Genomic DNA, 12384 nt, shown 5'->3' with positions numbered 1-12384 from the left:
ACGGCGGCGGCCCCTCCCGGAGCCGCCGCCATTCTAACGGGCTGTCGGCGCGGGGCCTGTGGCGGTCACCGGGGCGGGGGTGGGCAGCGCGACGCCTTCGATAGCCGCCCCTGACAGCCAGGTCGCCGCGGCCTGCTTCAACTCATCCAGCCTCATGCTCCGATAGTCGCCTTCCCAGTCCATGGCGTCCCGCAACTTCTGCGGCTCGCGCGCCGAGCCGTTGAGAACCCCGTACCACCACCCGGTCGTGGCCCGATTGTCCGCGATCCGGGCCAGGATCGGCGTGCGGGCGTCGTCCAGTTCGGCCTGGCTGATCTGACCTGCGGCGACCTCGGCGACGACGCGCCGGATCGCTTCCCTCACCCGGGTCACATCCGCCGGAGAGGTGATGACATCGACCGACAGGACGCCGTCGTCTCCGCCATCCTCGAACCGCAGACTGACCCGCGGGCTGTAGGCCGCGCCCTGTGCTTCCCGCACCTCATCGCGAATTCGCTCCTGCAGCACCATCTGGAGCAACTCCAGCGCCCTCTGTTCCCGTCTGCGCGCCGGCTCGGAGACGAACAACGGCCACCGCGCCGTGAGGGCCGCCTGGTCGGCCGGTCCCTCATGAAAGACCTCGACATGCGGCCGGGCGTCGCCATAGCGCATGACGAAGGCCTGGTTCGTGTTGGGAGCGGATGTACGGGGCGGCAGGGCGCCGAAGGTCGCGGCGACCAGGTCGATCATGCGGCTCTCCGGCATGTCTCCCACAAGGGTGACCTCGAGCGGAGCCTCGGTCAGCACCGGCCGGTACAACCGCTCGATATCCGCCATGGTCAGGGCGTCCATCTTCTCCCGGGGCGGCAGGAGACGGGGATTGCCGGGCGCGACGGCCTCGCTCATCGCGATGCTGAGCACGCTGACCGGCTGGGTGCGATAGCCCCGATAGACCGTGTCAATCATCTGGCGGCGCTGCCCGGGGAAGTCGTCGCGGAACCCGGGATCGCTGACCAGTCCGGCCATCATCTGCAGCTCAAGTTCGACATCGGGGGGCGGTGAAGAGGCGTAGAGCTGGAACACGTCGTTCAACATGCGAACGCCCGCGCCGAGGCGGCGATCGGGAAACAGGTCCTGTATCTCCCGCTGGCTGTGCTGCCCCAATCCGCCGGGCTGGACGAAGCCCGAGCCCAGGGCGGCCGCCTGGAAATCGGCGTCGGACACGGCGGAGCGCCCGCCGCCCATCTCCACTGAAATCTGGACCAGCGACCGGGTGTAGGCGACGGATTTGACGTTCAGGACGACCCCGTTCTCGAACCGGACGCGGGTAAAGGCGGGGTTGGTGAGGGCTTCACGCGAGGCGATCCGGCCGGGCTCGCCGAAATCGCCATAGGCCCAGTCGCCGAGCGGATCCGCCACGGGGCGGGCTTCGGGCGCGGGGGCCTGCATGACGTCATTCCAGACCGCGACGACCTCTTCCCCGGTCGGCGGTTGGGACATGCGGACCGCGATCAGAGGCGCCGATCCCGACCAGGCGCGAACGAAATCGGCCTGGATGTCCGCGGGGGTGATGTCGGCGACGATGCTGTTGTAGAGGGCCGGAATATCGCGCGGCCGGACAAAGGCGCCCGGGTCCAGCCCGTGCAGCGGAAACAGGCCGAGCAGACCCTGCGCCAGGCTCGAGGAATAGCGGTCGCCCGCTTGCCGGACCCCCGTCGTATTGGACCGCTTCTGGGCCGTCACGATGCGCGAGATTTCACTGGCCTCAAGGCCGTGGGCTTCCAGGCGGCGAACCTCGATCAGGGCGGCGGAAAAGGCGGCGCGCCAGTCCCCCCCGACGGGTGGCGAGACATTCAGGCACAGGGCATCGCTCTCGCGGACCCAGGGCGAACTCGCCAGCGATGCGCTGGCGAAGGGGGCGTCGGCGCCCTGGCTGAGCAGTTGCAGCCGGCGGTTCAACGCCCCCATCCAGAGACTGCGCAGGGCCAGCGTCCGCCGCCGCTCCCGCGTATCGGGCCCGAGCGGCGCCCAGGGCGACAGCCGGCAGGCGCTGACCCCGGTCGTCAGGGTGGTCTCCGGATAGGCGAACGCCGCCGTCGGGCGGGTCAGATCGAAGGGCGTGGCCTCGACCCGGACCAGAGGCTCCGTCGGCGCCTGCCAGTCGGAGAAGGTGCGCCGCACCCGGGCTTCGAGATCATTCAGCGGCAGGTCGCCGACGACGATCAGGACTGCATTGTCGGGCCTGTACCAGGTGCGATGGAAGCGGGAGAGGGCGTCGACGTCGATCGTCCGGATGGTCTCGGGCGTGCCGATCGGCGGACGGCTGCGGCTTCGCGCGTTCGGCGCGGCGAAGGCCTGATAGGCGTCGGACCAGTCCTTGTTCGGACCCAGACGGGTGTTGTGCTCCGCCAGAATGACGCCCTGCTCACGCGCCACCGCCTCGGGCGTCAGCAGCATCCCGTCGCCGATGTCCCTCAGCCAGCTGAAGGCCAGATCCAGCGCCTCCGGGTCGGCCCGCGGCAGATCCAGATCGTAGGTTGTGCCGAACATCGAGGTCGAGGCGTTCTGGTCCCGGCCAAAGGCGACCCCGGCATGCGCAAACCGGCGCGACAGTTCGCCTTCGGGAATATTCCGCGTGCCGTTGAAGGCCATGTGCTCGAGGAAGTGGGCGACCCCGCGATCGGCCTCGGGCTCCTCATAGCTGCCGACGTCGAAGCGCAGGCGTATCGACATCCCGCCGACCGGGCGGTCGTTGGTCATCAGCGCGTATCGCAGACCGTTCGGCAACCGGCCCTGACGAACCGCGGGATCCGTCGGGATGACCGCGGCGCGGCTGCGCCCCTGCGCCTCAACCGCGTCCATCGACACGCAGGCGAGAACAAGACCGAGCGCGACGGCGCCCCACACTCTGACCGACACGCGTTACCCCGCCCCTACCGCAACTTCACGTAGAGCGTAGCCGGGCGGCGTCGCCGGGCCAAGAACTGATCACCTCCCCTCCCCGCTCCGGATCGCCGCGATCATTGTCTCGATCCCCTCGCGGAAATTCCCATACTTCCGGGTGATGTTCCGGACCGTGATCAGGTTCAGGGCCTCGGCGAGGGTTTCGGCGTCGGGTTCGGGGCGGGGGCGCAGGTTTCCCTCCTCGTCATAGAGGGCGATCAGGTCCTCGCGGCCGCTGGCCCAGATCCGTTCCCGGTCGGCGTCGATAGTGGCCGAGTCCGGCGTCGCCCAACGGGCGCGCCAGTCGAGGTGGAAATGTTCGAACCCCGGCAGGGGATCGACCTTCGGCGTCAGCAGGGTCTCGGCCAGGAAGGCGGCCAGTTGTTCGATGGCGATGATGACGGCCTCGCGGATGCGGGAGGACTCGTGATCGGCCGCCTCCATCTCCTCCATCGTCGGCAGGCGCGAGCCGGTGATCTGGGCTATGGCCTCGGCGGCCTTGAGCAGGTCGAGCGCTTCGCGCGCCTGCCCCTGCGCCAGCCGGCGACCCGCACGGCGCACCGCCGCCTCCAGCGCCTCGCCGGGCGAGGCCTTTTCGGGGACGGGGCAACGGATGTCGAAATCGACGAAGGGATCGGCCGGGAGCGGCAAGGCCGCGCCCGGCGCCGTCGCGGGCCTAACCATGATCGCGGCGGGCTCGGCGACCTCATCGGCCCGGCCCGCGATGCGGATCGCCTCCTCCGCATCCGCCTCGGCCCTGGCCGCCATCCTGGCCTTGCGAGTCCAGCCCTCGGCATTGGCCCGGTAGCGCAGATTGCCGTAGCCGACGTCGAACCGCCGCGCGACCGAGGCCGCCGTCTCCCCGGCCAGATAGGCCTCCTTCGCCGCATCCCAGACCTTCTGGGACCTCTGTTTGATTTCGCGTCTCTGGGTCATCGGAGGACCGTGAGACGGCGTAACGTCGGTATCGGTCGCAGCGTCGGCGAGATTGGTGCGATTGGCCAAAACGATTGGCGCGTTTGACGACACCAGTTGGTCACCCTCTGGAAGAATGGGCCCTTGTCATCCCCGACGAAGCGCAGCGGAGATCGGGGACGCAAACCCTCACCACCAGCCCCGCTCCGGAGAGCGCAGCTCATCCGGAGCGATCATCCCGGCTCGCCCCTGCGGGCCGTCCGGGATCGGTGAGGGATCCAAGGCCCCGTCCCGGCTCTTCGCTGCGCTTCGGCCGGGATGACAAATGCCCATGGTGGCAAAAGAAAAAGGGCCGCCCTTTCGAGCGGCCCCTGATCGTCTTTTTCAAGCCCCGGATCAGCTGTCCAGGAAGCTCCGCAGCTTCCGCGACCGGCTGGGGTGCTTCAGCTTCCTCAGCGCCTTGGCCTCGATCTGGCGGATGCGTTCGCGGGTGACCGAGAACTGCTGGCCGACCTCTTCGAGCGTGTGATCGGTGTTCATGCCGATGCCGAAGCGCATGCGCAGGACGCGTTCCTCGCGCGGCGTCAGGGACGCCAGCACGCGGGTGGTGGTCTCGCGCAGGTTCGACTGGATGGCCGCGTCGATGGGCAGGATGGCGTTCTTGTCCTCGATGAAGTCGCCCAGGTGGCTGTCTTCCTCGTCCCCGATCGGGGTTTCGAGCGAGATCGGCTCCTTGGCGATCTTCAGGACCTTGCGGACCTTCTCCAGCGGCATGGCCAGCTTTTCGGCCAGCTCTTCCGGGGTCGGCTCGCGGCCGATCTCGTGCAGCATCTGGCGGCTGGTGCGGACGATCTTGTTGATCGTCTCGATCATATGCACCGGGATGCGGATGGTGCGCGCCTGGTCGGCGATCGAGCGGGTGATCGCCTGACGGATCCACCAGGTGGCGTAGGTCGAGAATTTGTAGCCGCGGCGGTACTCGAACTTGTCGACCGCCTTCATCAGGCCAATGTTGCCTTCCTGAATAAGATCAAGGAATTGCAGGCCGCGGTTGGTGTATTTCTTGGCGATGGAGATGACGAGGCGCAGGTTGGCCTCGACCATTTCCTTCTTGGCCTGACGGGCTTCGCGTTCGCCCTTCTGGACCGTCTGGACGATGCGGCGATAGTCGTCGATCGGCAGGCCGGCCTCGACCGCCACGGCCGCGACGTCCATGCGGATCTTGTGGATCTGGGCGGCTTCGTTGTCGCTGAACTTGGTCCAGCGGACGCCCATTTCCTTGACGGCCTCGGTCCAGTTCGGGTCCAGCTCCTTGCCGAAATAGGACTTGAGGAACTCGGGGCGCGAGATGCCGTAGCTGTCGGCCAGGCGCAGCAGACGACCTTCCAGACCGATCAGCCGCTTGTTGATCGCGTACAGCTGCTCGACCAGGGCCTCGATGCGGTTGTTGTTCAGCTTGACCGTCTTCAGCCGGTCCGAAATGCCGACCGACAGGGTCTCATAGGCCTTGCGGTCCTTGGCGTTCAGGTCCTCGCCCTTGAGGCGCGTTTCGACCAGCCGCTCCTGCAGCTTGCGGAAGGCGTCGAAGTCCGAGGCGATGGCGTCCAGGGTCTCCATGACGCCGTCGCGCAGCTCGGCTTCCAGCGCCGAGATCGACATGCCGCCGCCGTCGTCGAAATCTTCGTCCTCGTCTTCCGATTCCGGGCTTTCGCCTTCGGATTCAGAGGCTTCTGCCGGAGCCGCCGCGGGCTGGCCGGGGATGGGCGCCTGGGGCTGGTTGTGCGGCAGGGACGACGGGTTGATCACGCCATAGGTCGCGTCCAGGTCGATGACCTCGCGCAGCAGGATGCGGTTGTTGGCCAGTTCGTCGCGCCAGACCATAATGGCCTCGAACGTCAGGGCGCTTTCGCACAGGCCCGAGATCATGGCGTCGCGGCCGGCCTCGATGCGCTTGGCGATGGCAATTTCGCCCTCGCGGCTCAGCAGCTCGACCGAACCCATTTCGCGCAGATACATCCGCACCGGGTCATCGGTGCGGTCATAGGTCGGCTTGGCGTTCTCGTCGGAGATCTGGGTTTCGGCGCGCTCGGCGACTTCGCCGCCCGAGCTCTCGGCCGCGTCTTCCTCGGCCTCGACGACGTTGACGCCCATTTCGCTGAGCATCGCCAGAGTATCTTCGATGGCGTCGGGCGTGACTTCTTCCGACGGCAGGACCTTGTTCAGTTCCTCCATCGTGACATAGCCGCGGGCCTTGGCCTGCTTGATGAACTTCTTGACGCCCGCATCCGTAAGGTCGAGCAGCGGCCCATCGGACGAGGTTTCAGCAGGTTCCTGCGTATCGGTCATTAAGTCTCTGTCTCCAGCCGATTCAGAGGCCGCCAGACCCCCCGGCAAAAATGCAACATCCGTTCCAAAAGAGAACGCGCCCGGCCTTCGTTTGTTACGAAGAGGCCTCGTCTTCCCAAATCGTCCCGGTCTTGATGGCTCGCCGCAATGCGTCGCGTTCCGCCTTCAGACGACTGAAGGCGGAGGCGTCGAAGGCCTGTTCGGCATTCGACTTCGCTGACGCCAGCGCCTTCTCCAGCCCCGCCACGCGGGTCAGAGCGTCGAACGCTTGCGACCACCGGACCCTTGCTTCGGCGAGGGGCGCATTTGCGGCCAGGAAAGGCGCGCCGGACTTCGCCGCCGCCTTCTCGACCTCGCGCACTAAAGCATCGTGTCCCGAAGCGGCCAGATGGCGTCGCAAGGCCGCACTGTCAAGGGTTTGGCCGCTGAACCTCAGACGCACCAGTTCCTGCGCCAGCCCGTCCAGGGCGTGATCGCCGAAGCCGTGTGACGCGATCGCCTCCAGATGGTCGTCCATCCGCTCCGGATCGTCGATGGCGCCGTGGGCCAGGGCGGCGGCGACCGGCTCGATCGAGCGGCTCAAGGACTGCATCGCCTCGGCGCCCTCGGCGGTCTGGCCGAGCTTGGGCGGCGGGCCACGCCAGCGACCTCCAGGGCCGCTTTGCTGGGGACGCGCCTGCTGCGGCGCGTTGCGGCCCGACGGGAACAGGGCGTCGAACCGCTCGAACATCTCGCGGCGATACTGTTCGGCCAGATCCTTGTCCTGGATGGCCGCCGCCGCCTGCCGCAGCCGCCCTTTCAGGCCCGCCTTGCGCTCGGGCGTGTCCAGAGGCTCGGCCTCGACCTCGCGCTTGAACAGGACCTCGGCGAAGGGCTTCGTTTCTCCCATCGCCTGACGCAGGGCCGGCGCCCCCTTGTCGCGCAGGATGTCGTCGGGGTCCTGACCGCCCTCCAGCAGGGCGAAGCGGAACGACCGGCCCGGCTTGAGCAGCGGCAGGGCGCGTTCGATAGCGCGATAGGCGGCGCGCTGGCCGGCGCCGTCGCCGTCGAAACAGAGGACGGGCTCGGACGAGACCCGCCACAGCCGCTCCATCTGCTCCTCGGTCAGGGCCGTGCCCATCGGCGCAACGGCCGGCAGGCCCGCCCGCTGGCAGGCGATGACGTCCATATAGCCCTCGACCACGATGATGGCCTGGGTCGACTTCGATTCCGCCCCGAGAATGCGTCGCGCCTCGGGCAGGCCGTACAGGGTCGCGCCCTTGTGGAAGAGCGGGCTCTCGGGTCCGTTCAGATATTTGGCCCGGTCGTCGGGGTTCATGGCCCGGCCGCCGAAGCTGACGATCCGGCCGCGCGCATCGAGGATCGGGAACATCAGCCGGTCGCGGAACCGGTCATACGGCGTCCCTCCCCCTTCCGGAGAGATCAGCATCCCGGCCTCGACCAGTTCGCCCGGCTTGGCTCCGCGCTGGATCAGGGCGTTCTTCAGCCCTTCGCGGTCGTTGGGGGCATAGCCGAGGCCAAACCGCTCCCACTGATCCTCGGGCAGGCCGCGGCGTTCGAGGTATTCGCGGGCCGCCTTGCCGGCCGACCGGCGCAGATTGGCGGCGAACCATTTCTGCGACAGGTCCATCCAGTCCGACAGGCCCTGTCGCTTCTGCTCGCGCTCGGCGGCCTGCGGGTCCTCGGCGGGCATCTGCATCCCGGCCTCGGCGGCCAGACGCTCGACCGCCTCCGGGAACGACAGCCGCTCGACTTCCTGCAGGAAGGAAATGACGTCGCCATGCTTGCCGGAGGAGAAGTCGTGGAAGAAGCCCTTGTCGTCGTTGACGAAGAAGGACGGCGACTTCTCCTTCGAGAAGGGGCTCAGCCCTACCCATTCGCGTCCCTGACGCTTGAGCTTCACCGACCGGCCGATCACGTCGGACGGGCGAAGGCGGGCCTTCAGTTCTTCAAGAAATCGCTCATCGAAACGCACGCCCGATCCTAGCCTTCCACGGCGCCACAAGCGAGGCCGCTGAGGTCCTCCCGAGCGCGGATCGGCGATGCGGTTTGGACTGGACAGCGCGCCGTTCGAATGACAGCGTTATTTGATGGGCGCGCTCTTCAACATCCTGCTGATCATGGCGCTTCAGGCGGCCGGCCCGGTGATCACGCCTCTGGGTCGGCACGACACCACGGCCTCGGGTCAGCCAATCGAGCCGCCAACTGTCGCGATCGTCAGCGCCTTCATCACCGAACTGGCGCCGGGCGCGGTCTTTCCCGAGCACCGCCATCCGTATCAGCGCTTCACCTATGTGCTGGCCGGTCAGTTGCGCGTCGAGAACCTGGACACGGGTCAGGTCTATGAATTGAAGGCCGGCGACGTCTTCATCGAGCCTCGCGGTCAGTGGCATCGCGGCACGGTGGTCGGCGCCGAGACGGTGCGCATGTTCGCCGTCGACCAGACCCCTGACGGGGCCGCCAACGTCGAGCGACGGTAAGGCCCTTCCGCCAGAGCGCCTTGGTCGCCGGGGACGGCCTAACCGTCGCTCCCGGCCACAGCCCTTGACTCGACAACTTTACAATTGAAAGTAGTCGGATCGAAACCGGAGAGCTCCGATGACCGACGCCGCCACGCCGACCTCCCCCTCTCGCGCAGCTTCCGACGAGAGCGATCTGGCCTATCTCAAACGCTTGGCCAGCGCCGGTCGCGGTGAGCCCGCGCCCTTCCTGCTGTTGATGGCGGTGTTCGGCGGCGGGTACGGGTTCGCGATACTGGCCATCCTTGTCGGCGTCGCCGTCGAAGGCCTTCCCGGCCCGGGCAAGGCCGGCCCGATCGTCCAGGCCCTCAACCTCAGCATCTTCGCCGCCCACCTGCTGTTCCTCGGCGCCCTGATCTGGACCGTGTGGCGCACCTTCGGCCCCAACCGGGTCCGGCTGAGCCGCGCGGGGACCGCCACCTGGAGCGCGGCCTTCATCGCCATGGTCACCACGGTCGTGGCTTTCAGGATCTTCACGCAGGGCCAGCTGCCGACCGACGCCGTCTACGCCTCCTATATGCTGCCGCCGGTCCTCCTCACCCTGTGGGGCGCGGCCTGGTGGGTGACGGCCATCCTCAATGACCGGCGCTGGCTGCTGCTGGTCGCCATCGGCAGTTTCGCCGCCGCCATCGGCATGGCGATCATCGGCAACTCGCCTCCCCTTCTGCCGATCGCCGCCGCCTGTTTGCTGCTACTCGCCTTCGCTCCGGCGGTGGTTCTGATGCGTCAGAGGGGCCGGTGAACGCCCCTTTCGAGGCCGATCCGCTGCTGTCCAACCGAATTCGCGCCGGCGTCCTGGCCTATCTGACCGACCGCGGCGCCGCGGATTTTACCGAACTGGCCGCCGCCCTCGACCTAGCCAACAACACCCTGTCGAGCCACCTGCATCGGCTGGAAGGCGCAGGGTACGTCGAGCTAGGTCGCGGATTTCTCGGCAGAAAGCCCCGGACACGGATCATTCTGACGCCGGCCGGCCGCGACGCCTGGGCCGCCCATCTGGATCATCTGGGATGAGGTCGGCGAGCGTCGCCGTTAATCTCTTGTTAACCATATAGTTAAAAGCGTGACCATAACCGCCTGATTTCACGCATATTTTTATGGACACATCGGAACAATCCACAGACCTTGTGGATTAACCATACTGACCCGCCCCAGAAAGAACGGCGGGCAATCGGGGCAAAGGACGCGGTCGGCGTTCCGAGCACTATGCGTTCAGGACACCTGCCATGTTCATCTCTATCGCCCGTCCGGCGGTGGAGCCCATCGGACCCGACACCGTCGCCGTTCCCGGCTCTCCCGCCATCGCCGAACTCTCGCCCCGCGCCCTGCATGCGCGACTGCTCGAGAACGCGGCGCTCAGGCGGCTTCGCGGACTGGAGCGCAAACACGCCCACCGCGACGACGACGCCCAGTACTGGTTCAGCGCCGCCCCCGCCGCGATCCGCAAGGCCTGCGCCCTGCGCTGCGAGGACCGCAGCTTCGCGCCGATCCCCTAGCGGAGTTCTGGCAGCCGGCGGCGGATAGACTGCATCTGCTTCTCCCAACGCTGGGAGGCGGTCTTCTTCTGCACCCGCACGCGGTGCTCCAGCCCCCCGCCCCAGCGGGCGTGGACAGCGGTCGCCAGGGCCGGATGGCGGTCGTGCTGATGGACGATGGGGCTCCAGCCGCCGCCGGGATTGGTCACCTTGCCGTCCGACCAGCCGAGCGTTTCCGTCTTCGTCAGGCCCAGGGTGGCGATGCGACCGTAGTTGGGGCGGATCTCCGCCTCGACCAGCCCCATATGGACCGCCAGATTGCAGGCCGCCTGATCGGCCCCGAAGGCGCCGCCCAGCTCCGAGCGGGGAATGGCGGCCAGCATCATCACCGTGCGGCAGAAGCGGATCATGGCCTCGCGCGGCCCCATGACGGTGCCGACGCAGATGCAGGGCCTGCCCGCGATCGCCTCGGCCAGATCGTCGCCGGCGAGGGCGCGCAGGTATTTCATATTGAAGGCGTGGTCGCCGAGGACCCCGTCCTCATACTCGACATAGGCCTCCAGCCGCTCGGGCGCGGGGGCGAAGGGCGCGGCCTGGAAGATGACGTCGCGCACATCGGTGATCAGGACGCTCTCCACGTCCGGCCATTGCCCCAGCAGCCGATCGAAGGCCGCGAACCGGGCCATCACGGCGTGGGGCTCCCAGCCGCCGAGGTGGTGCGGATGGATGGCGATGACGCCGTGCTGGTCGAGGAAGGCCTTCAGGTCCGGCCGGTCGTCGACGACCAGAGCCACGGCGCCGTCGAACACGGCCCGCAGGGACAGGACGAAAGGCGCGATGTCGGCGGCGTCATAGCCGGTGCCGTAGCCGAGAACGACGTCGCCTTCCACCGCCGGCACAGCCGCCGCGTCAGGCTTCAGCGCGCGCGAGAGCCAGCCCAGATAGGCCGAGCTCGCGGACGGCAGGCCCATCAGGCGTCCATCAGGGCGGAGAACCGGTCGAACAGATAGAGGCTGTCGGTCGGCCCGGGCGAGGCCTCGGGGTGATGCTGGACGCTGAACACCGGACGGTTCTTCAGCTCGATGCCGCAGTTGGTGCCGTCGAACAGGCTGACGTGGGTCTCGGCGACCGCGTCGGGCAGGCTGTCACGATCGACGGTGAAGCCGTGGTTCATCGAGACGATCTCGACCTTGCCGGTCGTCAGGTCCTTGACCGGATGGTTGGCGCCGTGGTGGCCCTGCTCCATCTTGACCGTCTTGGCGCCCAGAGCCAGCGCCAGCATCTGGTGGCCCAGGCAGATGCCGAAGACCGGCTTGCCGCTTTCGACCAGCTTCTGGATCTCGGGCACGGCGTATTCGCCGGTCGCGGCCGGATCGCCCGGGCCGTTGGACAGGACCACGCCGTCAGGATTGCGGGCCAGGATGTCCTCGGCCGAGGTCGTCGCCGGGACGACGGTGATCTTCGCGCCGGTCGAGGCCAGGGCGCGCAGGATGTTGCGCTTCACCCCGTAGTCGATGACGACCACATTCTTGCGGCCCTCGGTCTTCGGGTGGCCTTCGGGCCAGGCCCACAGACCCTCGTCCCATTCGAACGACTGCAGGGTCGAGGCAGGCTTGGCGAGGTCGAGGCCGACCAGACCGGTCCAGGCCTTGGCCTGGGCGACCAAGACCTCGAGGTCGAACTTGCCTTCCGGATCATGGGCGATGACCGCATGGGGCGCGCCCTTGTCGCGGATGATCTTGGTCAGGGCGCGGGTGTCGACGCCGGCGAGGCCGACGACGCCGCGGCGCTTCATCCAGGCGTCGAAGCTGGCTTCGCTGCGCCAGTTGGCCGGATCGGTCGGCAGGTCGCGGAAGATCGCGCCGCGCGCCGAGGTGTCGGATCCACCGCCCAGCTGTTCGACGTCCTCGACGTTCACCCCGGTGTTGCCGATGTGGGGGAAGGTGAAGGCCAGGATCTGGCTCATGTAGGACGGGTCGGTCAGGATCTCCTGATAGCCCGTCATGGCGGTGTTGAAGACGACCTCGCCCAGGGCCGTGCCGACGGCGCCGACGCCGATCCCTTGCAGGATGGTTCCGTCGGCCAGAGCGAGGACGCCGGTGCAGCCGGGAAGCAGTTGAGTGGTCATGGCCGTTCCTTAGCACCGAATCCCGGCGAGCAAACGGCGGCGTCACTACTCATCGCGGGCCGCCGGGTCAACGGCGGCC

10 protein-coding genes are annotated in these 12384 nt (G+C 67.6%); 4 read left to right on the top strand and 6 right to left on the bottom strand.

Annotated elements, in window-relative coordinates; all coding sequences use genetic code 11:
* Window positions 1–33 precede the first annotated feature (33 nt).
* From AC1ROD_RS03945 to dnaG, 4 genes are all read right to left on the bottom strand, one after another.
* Window positions 34–2898, bottom strand: a complete 2865-nt coding sequence (locus AC1ROD_RS03945) for a M16 family metallopeptidase (RefSeq protein ID WP_492946951.1) — start codon at window positions 2896–2898, stop codon at window positions 34–36.
* Window positions 2899–2967: 69 nt separating this feature from the next.
* Window positions 2968–3858: a hypothetical protein gene (locus tag AC1ROD_RS03940; RefSeq protein WP_492946950.1), complete on the bottom strand. Its 891-nt coding sequence runs from the start codon at window positions 3856–3858 to the stop codon at window positions 2968–2970.
* Between the two features lie 375 nt (window positions 3859–4233).
* Entirely contained in the window at window positions 4234–6183 is a 1950-nt protein-coding gene (gene rpoD / locus AC1ROD_RS03935; RefSeq protein ID WP_492946949.1) for an RNA polymerase sigma factor RpoD, read from the bottom strand.
* Between the two features lie 94 nt (window positions 6184–6277).
* The gene (gene dnaG, locus AC1ROD_RS03930) at window positions 6278–8158 is read right to left on the bottom strand and encodes a DNA primase (RefSeq protein WP_492946948.1); all 1881 of its coding nucleotides are present in this window, start codon (window positions 8156–8158) and stop codon (window positions 6278–6280) included.
* 115 nt (window positions 8159–8273) lie between these two features.
* On the opposite strand from dnaG, the gene AC1ROD_RS03925 reads away from it, so the two are divergent.
* From AC1ROD_RS03925 to AC1ROD_RS03910, 4 genes are all read left to right on the top strand, one after another.
* On the top strand, window positions 8274–8663 hold the full coding sequence (locus AC1ROD_RS03925; protein WP_492946947.1) for a cupin domain-containing protein: 390 nt from the start codon (window positions 8274–8276) through the stop codon (window positions 8661–8663).
* A 118-nt stretch (window positions 8664–8781) separates the two neighbouring features.
* Window positions 8782–9444: a hypothetical protein gene (locus AC1ROD_RS03920; protein WP_492946946.1), complete on the top strand. Its 663-nt coding sequence runs from the start codon at window positions 8782–8784 to the stop codon at window positions 9442–9444.
* A complete protein-coding gene (locus tag AC1ROD_RS03915; protein ID WP_492946945.1) occupies window positions 9441–9716 on the top strand; it encodes a transcriptional regulator in 276 nt (91 codons plus the stop codon). The genes AC1ROD_RS03920 and AC1ROD_RS03915 overlap by 4 nt, the downstream gene beginning before the upstream one ends.
* A 212-nt stretch (window positions 9717–9928) precedes the next feature.
* Window positions 9929–10198 carry a hypothetical protein gene (locus AC1ROD_RS03910; RefSeq protein ID WP_492946944.1) on the top strand — a complete coding sequence of 90 codons (270 nt, stop codon included), beginning with the start codon at window positions 9929–9931 and terminating at the stop codon, window positions 10196–10198.
* Here AC1ROD_RS03910 and AC1ROD_RS03905 read toward each other — a convergent pair.
* On the bottom strand, window positions 10195–11148 hold the full coding sequence (locus AC1ROD_RS03905; protein ID WP_492946943.1) for a hypothetical protein: 954 nt from the start codon (window positions 11146–11148) through the stop codon (window positions 10195–10197). The genes AC1ROD_RS03910 and AC1ROD_RS03905 overlap by 4 nt on opposite strands.
* Window positions 11148–12305: a glutamine-hydrolyzing carbamoyl-phosphate synthase small subunit gene (gene carA / locus AC1ROD_RS03900; RefSeq protein WP_492946942.1), complete on the bottom strand. Its 1158-nt coding sequence runs from the start codon at window positions 12303–12305 to the stop codon at window positions 11148–11150. Before carA ends, AC1ROD_RS03905 begins: the two co-directional genes overlap by 1 nt.
* Window positions 12306–12384 lie beyond the last annotated feature (79 nt).

This window comes from Brevundimonas sp. GW821-FHT12E07 (assembly GCF_058807035.1).
The sequence above is the reverse complement of the archived record's forward strand: the minus strand, read 5'-3'. Positions and strand labels throughout refer to the sequence as shown.

Coding starts and splice junctions, on each gene's coding strand:
- AC1ROD_RS03940 (WP_492946950.1), bottom strand. CDS start 3,858: ATGACCCAGAGACGCGAAATCAAACAGAGGTCCCAGAAGGTCTGGGAT.
- rpoD (WP_492946949.1), bottom strand. CDS start 6,183: ATGACCGATACGCAGGAACCTGCTGAAACCTCGTCCGATGGGCCGCTG.
- AC1ROD_RS03925 (WP_492946947.1), top strand. CDS start 8,274: ATGGGCGCGCTCTTCAACATCCTGCTGATCATGGCGCTTCAGGCGGCC.
- AC1ROD_RS03920 (WP_492946946.1), top strand. CDS start 8,782: ATGACCGACGCCGCCACGCCGACCTCCCCCTCTCGCGCAGCTTCCGAC.
- AC1ROD_RS03910 (WP_492946944.1), top strand. CDS start 9,929: ATGTTCATCTCTATCGCCCGTCCGGCGGTGGAGCCCATCGGACCCGAC.
- AC1ROD_RS03905 (WP_492946943.1), bottom strand. CDS start 11,148: ATGGGCCTGCCGTCCGCGAGCTCGGCCTATCTGGGCTGGCTCTCGCGC.
- carA (WP_492946942.1), bottom strand. CDS start 12,305: ATGACCACTCAACTGCTTCCCGGCTGCACCGGCGTCCTCGCTCTGGCC.